This is a genomic window from Echinicola arenosa (genome assembly GCF_014841125.1).
GTDB lineage: Bacteria > Bacteroidota > Bacteroidia > Cytophagales > Cyclobacteriaceae > Echinicola > Echinicola arenosa.
Genome location: NZ_JACYTQ010000006.1, coordinates 251,518 through 266,161 on the forward strand (window position 1 = coordinate 251,518; position 14,644 = coordinate 266,161).

At 39.5% G+C, this 14,644-nt stretch carries 12 protein-coding genes; 9 read left to right on the forward strand and 3 right to left on the reverse strand.

Going from position 1 to position 14,644, the window contains the following annotated elements; all coding sequences use genetic code 11:
- Positions 1 to 522: 522 nt before the first annotated feature.
- The 3 genes from IFO69_RS16645 (at position 523) to IFO69_RS16655 (ending at position 4,862) form a co-directional block, all read left to right on the forward strand.
- Positions 523 to 1,710, forward strand: a complete 1,188-nt coding sequence (locus IFO69_RS16645; protein ID WP_192011254.1) for a proline dehydrogenase family protein — start codon at positions 523 to 525, stop codon at positions 1,708 to 1,710.
- Between the two features lie 18 nt (positions 1,711 to 1,728).
- Positions 1,729 to 3,447, forward strand: coding sequence for a lysine--tRNA ligase (gene lysS / locus IFO69_RS16650; RefSeq protein WP_192011255.1), 1,719 nt, complete (start codon positions 1,729 to 1,731; stop codon positions 3,445 to 3,447).
- Positions 3,448 to 3,644: 197 nt separating this feature from the next.
- Positions 3,645 to 4,862 carry an arginine deiminase gene (locus IFO69_RS16655; RefSeq protein ID WP_192011311.1) on the forward strand — a complete coding sequence of 406 codons (1,218 nt, stop codon included), beginning with the start codon at positions 3,645 to 3,647 and terminating at the stop codon, positions 4,860 to 4,862.
- A 13-nt stretch (positions 4,863 to 4,875) separates the two neighbouring features.
- On the opposite strand, the gene IFO69_RS16660 is transcribed toward IFO69_RS16655, so the two are convergent.
- The gene (locus tag IFO69_RS16660; RefSeq protein ID WP_192011256.1) at positions 4,876 to 7,638 is read right to left on the reverse strand and encodes a putative LPS assembly protein LptD; all 2,763 of its coding nucleotides are present in this window, start codon (positions 7,636 to 7,638) and stop codon (positions 4,876 to 4,878) included.
- Positions 7,639 to 7,702: 64 nt separating this feature from the next.
- On the opposite strand from IFO69_RS16660, the gene IFO69_RS16665 reads away from it, so the two are divergent.
- The 3 genes from IFO69_RS16665 to IFO69_RS16675 all read left to right on the forward strand — a co-directional run bounded on the left by IFO69_RS16665 (position 7,703) and on the right by IFO69_RS16675 (position 11,220).
- On the forward strand, positions 7,703 to 8,500 hold the full coding sequence (locus IFO69_RS16665) for an N-acetylmuramoyl-L-alanine amidase family protein (protein WP_192011257.1): 798 nt from the start codon (positions 7,703 to 7,705) through the stop codon (positions 8,498 to 8,500).
- 172 nt (positions 8,501 to 8,672) lie between these two features.
- A complete protein-coding gene (locus IFO69_RS16670; protein WP_192011258.1) occupies positions 8,673 to 10,298 on the forward strand; it encodes an acyl-CoA carboxylase subunit beta in 1,626 nt (541 codons plus the stop codon).
- A gap of 73 nt (positions 10,299 to 10,371) precedes the next feature.
- Positions 10,372 to 11,220 carry a transglutaminase-like domain-containing protein gene (locus IFO69_RS16675; RefSeq protein ID WP_192011259.1) on the forward strand — a complete coding sequence of 283 codons (849 nt, stop codon included), beginning with the start codon at positions 10,372 to 10,374 and terminating at the stop codon, positions 11,218 to 11,220.
- Here IFO69_RS16675 and IFO69_RS16680 read toward each other — a convergent pair.
- Positions 11,213 to 11,797: a redoxin domain-containing protein gene (locus IFO69_RS16680; protein ID WP_192011260.1), complete on the reverse strand. Its 585-nt coding sequence runs from the start codon at positions 11,795 to 11,797 to the stop codon at positions 11,213 to 11,215. The genes IFO69_RS16675 and IFO69_RS16680 overlap by 8 nt on opposite strands.
- Positions 11,798 to 11,856: 59 nt before the next feature.
- Positions 11,857 to 12,486 carry a 4'-phosphopantetheinyl transferase family protein gene (locus tag IFO69_RS16685; RefSeq protein WP_192011261.1) on the reverse strand — a complete coding sequence of 210 codons (630 nt, stop codon included), beginning with the start codon at positions 12,484 to 12,486 and terminating at the stop codon, positions 11,857 to 11,859.
- A gap of 39 nt (positions 12,487 to 12,525) precedes the next feature.
- Between IFO69_RS16685 and IFO69_RS16690 the strand changes: the two genes are divergently transcribed.
- From IFO69_RS16690 to folB, 3 genes are read left to right on the forward strand one after another with little or no spacing between them, the layout of a single operon-like run.
- Complete coding sequence (locus tag IFO69_RS16690) at positions 12,526 to 13,437, forward strand: WD40 repeat domain-containing protein (protein ID WP_192011262.1); 912 nt, start codon at positions 12,526 to 12,528, stop codon at positions 13,435 to 13,437.
- A 5-nt stretch (positions 13,438 to 13,442) separates the two neighbouring features.
- Positions 13,443 to 14,282: a DivIVA domain-containing protein gene (locus IFO69_RS16695; protein WP_192011263.1), complete on the forward strand. Its 840-nt coding sequence runs from the start codon at positions 13,443 to 13,445 to the stop codon at positions 14,280 to 14,282.
- Positions 14,282 to 14,644: a dihydroneopterin aldolase gene (folB, locus tag IFO69_RS16700; RefSeq protein WP_192011264.1), complete on the forward strand. Its 363-nt coding sequence runs from the start codon at positions 14,282 to 14,284 to the stop codon at positions 14,642 to 14,644. Before IFO69_RS16695 ends, folB begins: the two co-directional genes overlap by 1 nt.

Below are 14,644 nucleotides of genomic sequence, written 5' to 3' on the forward strand. Positions count from 1 at the left end.
AAAGCCCGACTCTTTCGAATCGGGCTTTTTAAGTTTATGTATGAATTTTATTTTTTATCCAGACAATAAGCAGCTCCGATTCGACCTTGAGGACGAAAGTAAAAAAAGAAAAAGATAAAATATGTTGCTGCTTGTTTAATCATGGTTTCAAAATTAGGATGTGGAAATTTAAAAAACAATAAAAACTAAATTATTTTTTTGTGAATTCAGTATTTCTTAATTGTGTTCTGTTCTGAGAGATATAATATGAAAGGATGTGGCTTTTTTGCGGTATTTTATTTGGTGTAAAAAGGTGTTTTTTTTAAAAATGCAAAAACAAATTTTGTGTGTTTTTTTCGGGAAAATATGCATAAAATTCTTTGATTCAATATTACATTCGCGGACTGAGATTACTCAGTGGAAATTAGAGAGTTGGTGGCATGTCGATCATAGAGCTTGGCAGGCTTCTTGTTCAATATAAATAAGGATTAAAAACAGCGTCTGAAGACGTTTTTTTATATATTTGCACCTTGATTCAAAACGATGAATACAAAACCCAATATTTCTTTTGAGAATACAGAGATTGCCTTTGCATCCAGGACGGATGTAGAGTTGAAAAAAATGTATCTCATTTTTGCGGTGATGGATAGTAATCTGGCTGTGAAGTTGGGCACTGGTCTGGCTGATGTAGCTTTTAAATTGAAATTGCCAATAAAAGGGATCATGAAAAAAACCATGTTCGGCCACTTTTGTGGAGGAGAGAGCATTGAAGATTGCTCTAAGTCCATTGAGGAATTAAAACAGTATGGTATAGGTACCATATTGGATTATTCCGTAGAGGGGAAGGGGACAGAAAAAAGTTATGATTTCACCCGGGATGAGATCCTTCGAACCATTGAAAGATCAGCCGGAGCAACGGAGATTCCTTTTACTGTTTTTAAAGTTACAGGGCTAGGAAGCTACAAGATCATGACAAAGGTACAAGCTGGTCAAAAGCTCAGTGTAAAAGAACAAGAGGCTTTTGAGAGGCTAAAAGACCGTGTGGATGCATTATGTAAATCAGCTTATGAGCACGATGTGCGCATCATGATAGATGGAGAGGAAAGTTGGTTCCAGGATGTAATTGACGATCTAGCTTATGAAGCAATGGAGAAGTATAATAGGGAAAAAGCCATTGTTTACAATACCTTTCAAATGTACCGAAAAGATATGCTCGGTTTATTGAAGTCGGCCCATCAAGAAGCTGAATCTAAAGGTTACCATGTTGGTGCCAAGTTGGTGAGAGGGGCATACATGGAAAAGGAAAGAGATAGAGCAGAAGATATGGGCTATCCAAGTCCTATTCAGGATACAAAAGAGGATTCTGATAAAGACTACAATGCAGCTCTAAAGTTCAGTATTGAGAATAAAGATCGTATTTATCTGGTCAGTGGCTCGCACAACGAACTGAGTAATATTATCCTTACTGAATTGATGAATCTTCATGGTTTGAAACCAGAGGATGAGAGAGTGTTTTTTGCTCAACTTTATGGGATGAGTGATAACATATCTTACAACTTGGCCTTTGCTGGCTATAATGTAGCCAAATATGTGCCTTACGGGCCTGTGGAGTCTGTGATGCCTTATTTATATAGAAGAGCTGCGGAAAATACCAGTGTGGCTGGTCAAAGCAGTAGAGAGTTTGATTTGATTAAAAATGAGATAGCACGAAGAGCAGCTATCAAAAAATAAATTAATATATCTAAGCAAATGCAATTACTGAGCGAACAAGAGATAGAAAGAAGAAAAGACAGGGAAGCCTTGATGAAACTGGGGATAGATCCTTATCCTGCTGTTCAGTTTCCTATCAATGTCACTTCGAAAGACATCCATAAGAACTATGAAAACCATAAAACGGACTATAAGGATGTTTCTATAGCTGGACGTTTGATGAGCAGAAGGATCATGGGGTCTGCCTCTTTTGGTGAAATTCAGGATTCCTCAGGTAGATTGCAGATTTATGTAAGGAGGGATGATATTTGTCCAGGAGAGGATAAGACGCTCTACAATACAGTTTTCAAAAAGTTGCTTGGAATAGGGGATTACATTGGTGTAAAGGGGTATGTTTTCACGACACAAACTGGAGAAATTTCGCTTCATGTTACTGAGTTGACCGTTTTGGCAAAGTCAGTGAAGCCACTTCCTGTCGTGAAACGAGATGAAGAAGGAAATGTTTTTGATGGGTTTACTGATCCGGAATTAAGGTATAGACAGAGATATGTTGACCTTACCGTTAATCCAGAAGTGAAAAATGTTTTCATCACCAGGTCAAGAATCATCTCAAACATGAGAAGGTATTTTGATGATCACGGTTGGTTGGAAGTAGAGACTCCTATCTTACAGGCTGTTCATGGTGGTGCTGCTGCCAGACCATTTGGTACTCACCATAATTCATTGGACATGCCACTTTATCTGCGTATTGCCAATGAGCTTTATCTAAAAAGATTGATTGTAGGAGGGTTTGATGGAGTATATGAGTTTGGGAAAATGTTCCGAAATGAAGGGATGGATCGGACTCATAATCCAGAGTTTACTTCTATGGAAATTTATGTGGCCTATAAGGACTATATCTGGATGATGGAAATGGTAGAAGACCTATTGGAAAAGGTTACTGTTTCTGTCCATGGCACTTCTAAAGTTAAAGTAGGGGATAAAGAAATTGATTTTGCCGGTCCTTACAGAAGATTGACCATGTTTGATTCCATCAAGGAATATGCTGGAGTTGATGTGAGTAAAATGAATGAGATAGAACTGCGAGGTGTATGTGCTGACTTTGGCATTGAAGTGGATGACACCATGGGCAAAGGGAAGTTGATTGATGAAATTTTTGGTGAAAAAGTAGAAGCCAATTTAGTTCAGCCAACTTACATAACCGATTACCCAATCGAAATGACACCTTTGGCCAAAAAGCACAGAACGGAGAAAGGTTTGGTGGAGCGTTTTGAACTGTTTGTGAATGGTAAGGAAATAGCCAATGCCTATACAGAGTTGAATGACCCGATTGATCAGCGTGAACGTTTTGAGGACCAATTGAAGTTGGCAGAAAGAGGAGATGATGAAGCAATGGCGATGGATGAAGACTTTCTAAGAGCTTTGGAATATGGGATGCCTCCAACTTCTGGTTTGGGTATAGGGATAGACAGGCTAACCATGCTGTTGACAGATAATTCTACTATTCAAGAGGTACTTTTCTTCCCTCAGATGAGACCAGAGAAAAAAGTGAAAATCGCTACGGACGAAGACTTTATTGCCTTGGGTGTTGATCCTGCCTTGGTGCCTGCCATTAGGGATTTGAATATTCACACTATCGAGCAATTAAAGGAGCAAGATGCCAATAAACTCTTTAATGATGTTTGTGGAAGGAGGAAAAAGCTTAAGCTGGACGCAAAGAATCCTAGCAAGGATGAAGTAGCCAGTTGGTTGGCTTAAAATCTGTAGGAGGCTTCTTGTCAGTGAGTTGTGATTTTGTGATTCACTGAAAACACATTATAAAAAAGGGTTGTACCAGACAGTACAACCCTTTTTTTATGTCAATGATAATGATGGAGGTAATTTGTTTCGTAATTGGTAGTATTTATTGTACATTGTTGTTAAATATGAAATAAATTTAGGTAAGTAAAAACATGATGGACCTGAGAATTAACTCTGAATTTGGAACACTTAAGACAGTGCTTATGCATCGTCCTGGAAAGGAAATAGATCGTCTTACACCTTATAATAAAGAGTTGTTGCTTTTTGAGGATGTTCCTTATTTAGAGGCCATGCAGGTGGAGCATGATTACTTTACCAATATCATCAAACAAACCACTGGTGCTAAGGTTTTAAGTCTTCATGAGCTTTTGATGGAAACCATGGCAGATGACAAAATACTTTTTAAAATGATGGAAGAGGCGCTTTCATTTTCTAGGTTGTCCCATTTCACGGAAAGTATTTTGGGGAGGTTGTCTACTTCAGAATGCGCTACTGCATTAATTGCAGGAATCAAGGTACATGAACTCAAAAAAAAGATTAGTAAGCTGCCTTTGGTGGACCTTATGGATTATGCTTTTATTATTCCACCTTGTCCCAATTTATATTTTCAAAGAGACCCTGCTGCCCTCACTCCAGGAGGAATGATTTTTTCAAGTATGAAGATGGAAGGTCGTCAAAGGGAAGCCAATGTTATCAGGGCAATTTTTGAAAATCATCCGGATTTTAAAGGGGGTGTAAATAAAATCTATCCGGTAGATGGGCACAACAACCCTGCTTGTATAGAAGGAGGTGATGTGATAGTGCTTTCAGAAAAAGCAGTAGCTATTGGTAATTCTGAGCGAACAGATGAGAAAGCCATCTACCATGTGGCCAAGGCTTTGCTGGCTGAGGGAACCGTGGAGCGGGTTTATGAAGTTCATATGCCCAAGCAAAGAAATTTTATGCATTTGGATACAGTGTTCACAGTGTTGGATGAGAATTTGGTTTTGACCTATCCTGATGCTTTGGAGTCAGTTTTACAAACCTCTCTTTATACCCTTAAAAGCAACGATGGAGATCAGGTGCATATTAAGAGGACTGTACTGAAAGAGTCATTGTTGACTGTTTTAGAGAAGGAAATTCCGTATTTGGAAGTGATTCATTTGGGAGGAAACGGCAATAAAGATATTGCTTTGCGAGAACAATGGTTTGATGGTGCTAATGTTTTTGCGATTGGCCCGAGAAAAGTAATTTCCTATAGAAGAAACAAGCATACCAACAGGGCGTTGCGGGACATGGGGGTGGAAGTGTTAGATATTCCTTCTTCAGAACTGAGTAGAGGCTTAGGTGGCCCAAGATGCATGACCATGCCGTTGAGCCGAGCTAAAATTTAATTCGCTGTTTACATTAATAATCGAAGAAGGATCTTCTTCTGGATACCTTGAGGTCTTGTAGGATACTAGCTTTTACCCTAATGTCAATGTTATAACTTGTGAATGAGCCGAATGGAATCCAGCTGACATTCATTTGCCAGCAGTGAAGGTCTCTGGCGATGCCGATCATGGATTGGGTGATCTTTTGAGTGGACAAGTCCAAGCCGGTGTTGAAGTTGACTTTCCATTTTTCTGAGAAACTGATGTCTCCGGATAAATTGATGGCTTGGGTGATATTGGTCTTCCCAGAATTGTCACTTTTACTATAACTCAGGTTGTAACCATAGTTGATGTTCCAAGGGATACTCCAATCGATGTATTGGCTAGGGTCATTGGCTATTCGTTCAATTTCGTTTTCGACGAAATCATTCATTTGCCCACCTTGCTGGAGGAAGTCATTGGTAAGTTCTTCTCGGGTATCTGCTGGAGTTTTTTCGGCACCTCTTGGGTTATAACTACCGTTGATGTTTAAGTTGGCCCTGCTAAAACTTCCTATGCCCTGGCCGTTTTTCCATGCGTATTCACTGGTTCTACGGGTGTAGTATTCTTCTGTAGACTCATTGTAATAGGCCTGGGTAGCATAAGGGTTTAAGGTCGCAGAAAGAGCAACCGAGATTTTATTGTCAAAGAAAGTAGTTCTTGTGCTCATGCTGATGGGAGCAAGGTTAAAGGAGTCAGCCACAAAGTTGTAATTGGTTGAGATGTTGAATGACTGTAATAATGGAAACTTCTTCGTTGAGGCTTCTGTGGTATCACTTTCAATTCTCTTTTTGGCCTCCAACGTGTTTCTAATTGAAATATTCAGTGACCTTGATTCTCCTCTTGGTGCCCCTCCATAAAGAAAACCTTGAAACCTACTGTACATTTGCGTATTTCCTTCTTCATCTACCTGAACAGTTTGATAATAACCATATTTTGGGTCAGAGAAATCAGGCGTAAATGACATGCCTATAGTCGGTTGCACATGGTGTCTGATGGCTTCGATTTTTGAATTCTTGCCAAAAGTGTAAAAACCATAGATATTGGTGGCCATGTTAAAGGAGGTGTTATAATAACCTACTCTGCTAAAGCCATTTTCTAAGATTCTATCCACACGTTCTTCTGGTGCATTGTAGAAATAATTGATCCTGTCCAAGTACCAAAGTTCTGTGTATTGGAAGCCCGCAGTTCCTGTGAAGTACTTAAAAAGGGTGAAATTAGAGGAAACCGGGATGGATTGTCTGAAACCATTTTCTGCTTGTTTGAAGAGTTTTGGTAGGTTAGCCCAAGTAAATGGAATTACATCAGGTGCCTCATAATCATCCTCAAAAGCATCATTTTGCAAATATTCGTTTTCAATGCCCAATTCCTGAACCACCTTATTATTGATGGAGTTTTGTAACTCAAAATTCCAGGCAAAGTTCAAGGTTTTCAAAGGTTCGAACTTGGAGTTTTTAAAAGGTGTTTGGCGGTTCATATTGACCGAAACATTAGGTAAAACCAAAGAAACCTCATCTGTCTGAACATTTTGCGAATGTCTTAGATTAGCGGACATGCTAAATGGGGTTCCCGTAAAGGTTTTACTATATGAAATGTTTGAAGTAAATTCTGAATTGGTATTCCGCATGTAATTGGTAGGGTTTACCACTAAGTTGTTATAATTGGTAGTACCTGCGTTTACGGAAGCGGAAAACCGCGAATTACCTCTTGATTCAGGACTGTGACTCCAGTTGACCCAAATAGTGGTATAGTCCAGCGGGTTTGCTTCTGTTTCTGGACTTCGGAATTGTTGATAATCCACATTGAATCCACCACTGTAGCGATAACGCTTTTTGTAAGCTGTAGCAGCTTTTACGCCATAGCCACCTTTTGAGTAGATTTCTCCAGTCAATCGACTATGGATGTAATCATTAAAAGCGAAGTAATAGCCAAAATCCCTCAGGTAAAAACCTCTCCTTCTTTCTTCTCCATAAGAAGGGATAATAATTCCGGAAACTTGTTCTTCTTTCTGATCTGGAATAAAACCAAAAGGCAAACCTACTGGTGTTGGGATGCCATTGAAGTAAAGGTTAAAGGGACCAGAAATGGTTTGTTTGCCCTCTACGGATTTTATTTTACTGGAAGAAATGTGCCAATGAGGCTCTGCTAGATTACAAGTGGTGTAAAAGCCATGGCTTAGATAGACATTTCCTTCATCATCTTTTTTTACTGTTTCGCCGCGTAGGAGTCCTTCTTGCTGTTCTGTAACTACGTCGGAAATAATGGCTTTACTGGTTTTGAAGTTGTAGCGCATGTCCTTTCGGATTTCATAAGTACTACTTCCTTCCTTAAAGATAGGGCTTCCTTGTACCGTGCCAGTGGAGTCTTTGACACCAGAGGCATAAAGTTCATTTTTCTCCCAGTTGATTTCTATGTAATCAGCATCCAACCGGATGTCCCCATACTCAAACCACGCCTTATTATAAAGGTAAACTTTCTTTTCTTTGAAGTTGGAGAGAATACTGTCTTGAGCAGCATACCTAATGGTGGTCTCAATGTCTCCTTTGGGCACAACCTTTGCTGAGTCAATTGAAGGAATGGAGTCATTCAAAATTAAACTATCGGGCAGTGTAGGGGAGATAGAATCGATTGGTGAGGGTAACTCTGGTGCAATGATCTCTTTCTCAGCAGGGTTCCTGAAAGTTTTCTGAGCCATGGAGGCTCCAAGGGAAATTATGAGTAAGATAAAGGAAAGATAAGCTACCTTAATATTCTGCACAGATTTACTTCTATTTGCTTCAAAAATTTTTAAATTTCGCGTAAAGTTAACGTTAATAATGTTTATGAAACGAACCAGTATCAAAAATGTTATAATAATTTCTTTTCTCACCTGCTTTGCATTGCTTTCGGCTTTTGTTCCTGCTGGGGAGAAGGTTCGGGAGTTTAAATTGAGAAGGGTTGTTATAGACGCTGGACACGGAGGTAAGGATTCTGGTACACTCGGAGGAAGGTCAAAAGAAAAGGATGTAGCATTATCCATTGCGCTCAAAGTGGGTAATTACATAGAAAAGTATATTCCAGATGTTGAAGTGATCTATACACGAAAAACAGACGTGTTTATTGAACTGGAGGAGAGGGCTAACATTGCCAATAGAAATAAAGCAGATTTATTTGTGTCCATTCATTGCAATGCGGGACCTTCGGCTGCCTATGGTACAGAGACCTACGTGATGGGATCTTATGATTTGAAGAGAAACTTCGAAATCGTAAAAAGAGAAAACTCCGTGATACTCATGGAGGATGGATATAAAGAGAACTATGAGGGTTTTGATCCTAAATCTCCAGAATCCTATATGATGTTTAATTTGATGCAGAAGGCTTATTTTGCAAGCAGCCTTTCTTTGGCACAAAAGATAGAGAACGATTTCAAGAACAAGCTGAACAGAAGAAGTCGTGGTGTAAAGCAACTGCCTCTTATGGTCCTTTGGAGATCCAGTATGGCCAGTGTGTTGGTGGAAACTGGTTTTCTTTCCAATTCCAATGAAGAAAGATACCTGAACAGTGAGAATGGCCAAGCTTATTTGGCATCGGCCATATACAGATCCATTAAAGCCTATAAGGAAGAGATTGAGTCATATTGAAAGGCCCTACTAATTAAAAAAGCCAGCTGACCAGCTGGCTTTTTTATGGTTGAGTTTTTAAGAAATCAAGACCAATATCATTTGAATTTTTATATATTGGAATAAGTCAATTTTTCGCCATCCATTAAATCGACAAATGGCGATTGGCAAATGCAATCAAGTTTATAAACCCATGAGTGAAGTCAAAACAAACAAAGAACAGCACGAAGAATTACTTCGGTTTTTAAAGGAAAAGGTCGCCAAAGTCAAGCAGGGGGGAGGAGAGAAGCGAATCGCCAAAGAACATGAAAAAGGCAAACTGACAGCAAGAGAGAGGATTGACTATTTATTGGATGAAGGGAGTGAATTTTTAGAAATTGGTACTTTGGCTGCAGATCAAATGTATCTGGAAGAGGGGGGCTGTCCGTCCGCTGGCGTAATAACAGGCATAGGCCAGGTTAGTGGCCGCATGTGTGTGATAGTAGCCAATGATGCCACTGTGAAAGCTGGTGCCTGGTTTCCCATGACCGCCAAGAAGAACCTTAGGGCACAAGAAGTGGCCATGGAAAATAGACTCCCCATTATTTATTTGGTAGATAGTGCTGGTGTGTTTCTTCCGAAGCAAAATGAAATATTTCCGGATAAAGAACATTTTGGTAGACAGTTTAGAAACAATGCGAAGATGTCGGCTATGGGGATTGTTCAGGTTGCGGCCATTATGGGAAGCTGTGTGGCAGGAGGGGCATATTTGCCGATTATGTCCGATGAAGCTTTGATCGTGGATAATACAGGTTCCATATTTTTGGCAGGGTCTTATTTGGTAAAAGCAGCGATTGGAGAGTCCGTAGACAATGAAACCTTAGGTGGAGCTACCACACACTGTGAGATCTCAGGGGTCACTGATAATAAATATGATAATGACCAAGATTGTTTAGATGCGATCAAGCGTATTTTCAATACACTTGGGGCGAGAGAGAATGCCGGTTTTGATAGGGTGGAAGCTCTCGAACCAGAGTGTTCTTACGAAGAATTATTATCCCTTTTTCCTATCGATAGGGCCAAACCTTATGATATGCATGAACTGTTGAAAGGCTTAGTAGATCAAGGTTCTTTTGACGAATACAAACCCGACTACGGCCAGACCTTGGTTTGTGGTACGGCAAGGATAGATGGATGGGCTGTGGGCATTGTAGCTAATCAAAGGAAAATGGTAAAAACCAAGAAGGGGGAAATGCAGATGGGAGGAGTGATTTACTCAGACTCAGCGGATAAAGCGGCACGATTTATCATGAACTGTAATCAACGTAAAATACCTTTGTTATTTCTTCAGGATGTAAGTGGTTTTATGGTCGGTAGCAGGGCGGAACATGGGGGGATCATTAAAGATGGGGCCAAAATGGTCAATGCAATGGCCAATTCCGTGGTTCCCAAGTTTACCATTATCATTGGCAATTCTTACGGGGCAGGAAATTACGCCATGTGCGGCAAAGCCTATGATCCAAGATTGATTTACAGTTGGCCTACAGCTCAGATGGCAGTGATGTCTGGGGCATCTGCAGCAAAGACTTTACTACAGATAAAAGTGGCTTCACTTAAAAAGGCGGGCAAGGAAATAAGCCCTGAAGATGAAGCGAAACTATTAAAGGATATTTCGGACAAATATGAAGAGGAATTGAGCCCGTACTATGCGGCTGCAAGATTATGGGTTGATGGGGTGATAGACCCTCAAGAAACCAGAAAAGTGATTTCAACAGGCATAACGGCAGCCAATCATGCGCCCATCATTGAACGCTTTAATGTAGGAGTTATTCAAACTTGATCGTAAATTTGAGCTTAGTAAAATTTGACATTAATCTAGATGTTTTCAAACCCTGTTATCGGGGCAATACTATATGGGAAAGCTTACAGAAAAAGAATTACATGCATTGGTTTCTTTGTTGGATGATTCAGATCGTGAAGTAAAAGATCATGTGAAAGATAAAATCATCTCTCTAGGTAATGCCGTAATTCCTTTTTTGGAAAAGAAGTGGGAAAGTAGCTTTAACCCGGAATTACAAAAGGAAATAGAGGAGCTCGTACACGAGCTTCAGTTTTCACTCCTTAAAGAAAGGTTGGAGCAATGGAAACTGTCTGAAGAACAGGATTTGTTGAAAGGGCTTTGGATATTGAATACTTATCAATATCCCGATTTGGATTTTGAGTCCATGAATGCGGATATGCACCAAATTTATTTTGAAGTGTGGACGGCTTTCAAAACGGATATTTCTCCATATGACCAAGTTCGGCTGATCAATAATGTATTGTTCAATCAACTGAAGTTTTCAGCTAATACAAAAAATTTTCATTCTCCCGGGAACAGCATGATCAGCAATGTGCTGGACACTCGAAAAGGAAACCCGATAAGTTTGTGTGCTGTTTATTATTTGGTAGCTCAAAAATTAGGTCTGCCGGTTTTTGGTGTCAATTTGCCGAATTTGTTCGTGTTGACCTACAAGTCAGAAGCTACTACATTTTATATCAATGCATTTAATAAAGGGCTGATTTTTAGCAAGCAGGATATCAATAATTATTTGGAGCACCTGAAGATTGAGCCCAAAGAGGAGTTTTTTGAGCCTTGTGCCCATATCGATATTCTCCGAAGAACTTTAAGAAACTTAACTGTTTCTTTCGAAAAATTGGGAGAGCCAGAGAAGGTGGAGGAAATTCGACAGCTTTTGGAAATTCTTGGATCAATCAATTGAGGGGAACGATATTACAGCCTACTGCTCGGAGACTGTTAGGAATGGGGTGCTGATCGGCCATTACTTGGTCGATGGCTGTTTTTAAGTATTGCTTGGTAACTTGATTGGGTAGTTGGGCATTATTATCAATCGCGCCATGATAGGCAATAGAAAACCCAGTTGGGCTGGGTGTCAGCACATAAGCTTCTGGTAGTTTTGAAGCTTTTAGACTTTTGGTGACCAATTGATTAGAGTCAAGCAAATAAGCAAAGCTAATTCCTTTCTGAGCAATTTTGGATTTGATGGCATTTGTGGACTCTTCTTCACTTTGCCCATGGTGGGGATTAATAAAGGCAAAGATCACACTCTTATCTACATATGATTTCTGCAGGCTGATCAAACGATCTTCATATAGCTTGGCAAAAGGACAATTGTTGGATGTGAAAATCAAAACAACAGCAGGAGATTTATTGTAATATTGAAGTTTAAAAGTGGTATTGCCAGTAATGTCCTCCAATTCAAAGGATACTATTTGCCTTGCATTAGAGGCCACGTTAAAGATTAAAACGGTTAATATCAATAATACAAGTTTTTTCATTTGGAGAGTGGTTGATTGTTTTCTTTTATTACAAAAATCAGGCTAAAGAGATTGTTAAATTACCAAATGGTGTAGGTCATGATCAAGTCATGCTGTCTTTCCACCTTTACAGAGTAATAATGGTCGGCAAAGTCGGTGTCATAAATTTTTCCTTTTATAACTCTATCATTGATATCGAAGGGAGATAAAAGGATATGTTGTCTTAAGCTGATCCCTTTTCTGCCTTGGCACTTGAAAATAGATTCTTTCGCAGACCAAGCAATGGTGTACAGTACAGGATCATTGTTAAGGAACGCTATTTCTGTCGGGTCAAGAAATTTGGGGCCAAGCCTAACCACTTTTTCTTTGATGTAGTCGATGTCTATTCCCACTGGCATTTCCTTATGAAAAATAGCAGCAGCTAACCCTTGGGTATGGGTCAAGGAAACATTGCCATATCCATCCATTGGGTAGGATTTTCCATGTTCATCTTTGTAGAAACCAGGATAGGCCATGTTGATCGCATCCAGAGCTGACTTGATGGCCAGCCGTGCCCCTTTCCATTCTTTACGCTTCTCTGGATGACTGATGTTGGCAAAAGAAAGCTTCTCCCTGAAACTCAAAAAATCCACAGTTTTATTTTCCTGCTCTTCAATATTCTTAATGGCTAAAGCAGATAAAGGACTTATTTTTTCTATTTTTGCTTGCATACAGCCGAGGAGAAGGTTACGTGATTCAAAATGCAATATATGCCAAAAATTCAAGTAAATAAACTTTATACACTTACTGGACACAATGATAGTATTTTTGCTTTGGTAGAGGGAAATGATCCTCGTTATTTTTATACTGGTGCGGGAGATGGGATGGTAGTGAAGTGGGATTTGGACGCTCCCAAAGATGGAAAACTGATCGCTAAATTACCTCACTCCGTCTATGCTTTGGCCATAGATGATCAGCGCGATTTGTTGTTTATTGGACACAATTTTGAAGGCGTACATGTCATCGATTTAAACACCAATAAGGAAATTTGGTCTCTGAAAATTACGGATCATGCAATTTTTGATATTAAGATCTTTAAGAACCAAGCTTTTGTAGGAACTGGGAATGGTGTTATTACAGTTTTGGATATTGAGGAGCGTTCTATTTTGAAGCACGTCAAACTAGGGGAAAAGAATATTAGAGTAATGGCCCTGGATGTCGAAAAAGAGCATTTGGCCATTGGGTCCAGTGATAATACTGTGAAGGTGTTTGATCTCAATGGTTTTTCTCCGGTAAAAAAACTGGACGAACATACTAATTCCGTTTTTGCACTTCGTTATTCTCCTGATGGGAAATTACTGATCAGTGGAGGTCGGGATGCGCATCTAAAAATATGGGACACGAAAGCATATAAGCTGCAGGAAAATATCGTTGCGCATATGTATGCGATCAACTATCTTGCCTTTCGAGAAGATGGTAAATATTTTGTAACTTGTAGTATGGATAAATCCATTAAGCTGTGGGAAACTGCTACTTTGCAGCTTAAAAAGGTAATTGATAAATCCAGACATGCAGGGCATGGAACTTCAGTCAACAAGGTGATTTGGAGTAAATATACCCAACAAATTATAGCAGTGAGTGATGACCGGACCATTTCCATTTGGGAAATAGAACTTCAATAAGATATATGAAAATAACGCCGTTAGAAATCCGCCAAAAAACATTTGAGAAAAACTTCAGAGGATTTGATAAAGATGAAGTGAGTTCCTTTTTAGTGTCTCTTTCTCAGGAATGGGAAAGGGAAATGGATGAAAAAAGGGAACTTCAAATCAAGCTGGAGCAGGTGGAAAAAGAATCTGCAAAGCTCAGGGAAGTGGAAGATTCACTTTTTAAAACACTCAAAGCGGCTGAGGATACAGGAGCCAGCATGATAGAGCAGGCGAACAAGACGGCAGAACTGATCTTAAAGGAAGCCCAGATGAATTCGGATGCGATGATTTCTGAGGCTAAAAATAAATCCCGTAGCATCATAGAAGAGGCTGAAAGTAGAGCCAAGAGGATTATTGAAGACCTCAAAGCTGATGTTGGAACCTTGGTGGAGAGTTATGAAGATTTATTGGCACAGAGGGAGATAATAATACGGAACTTGAAAAACTTGGCTACTGATAGTTTAGAAAACATCAAGCAATCCCAAGAAGATATCAAACGCTTGGATATGGCTACCCATACCAAGGCTGTCAAAGATTTGAGCAGACAATCACCTTCTTTTAGTCATGAAAGTGCTCCCAACCAACTAAAGGAAAAGTCCCATACTTTTGTAATTGAAAAGAAAAGTGAAATTCCGGAAGAAAAGCCTCCAATTTCCCAGCAAGCAGAACTTCCCTTGGAAAGCAAGAAGGAAGGAGAAAAACCAGAAAAAACTGAAGTACCTGAAATAAAAGTAGAAACCCCAAGTAAGATTGAAGAACCTTCAGAAAATACTAGTAGGAAAAAAGAGTCAGGTTCGTTTTTTGACCAGTTTGATTGATGGGAAAGGTAGCTTTAGAAGGAATAGAGTTTCATGCATTTCATGGAGTATTTACTGAAGAAAAGAAATTGGGAAACCGATTTACGGTAGATATTCATGTGGATACTGATTTCAAAAAGGCAATGCTGGAGGATGATTTGAATGAAACGGTGGATTATGCACGTCTTTACCAAATCGCCAAATCTCATATGGAAGAGCCTGTAAAGCTTTTGGAGCATTTGGGACATTTGATGGTTCAGGATATTCTAAAAGCTTATCCTCAGTTGAAATCCATCGACATCATTATCAAAAAGCATAACCCTGCATTGGGAGGAGTGGTCAATTACTCAGTGGTAAAAGTATCCTATCCAGAAGATTATTAA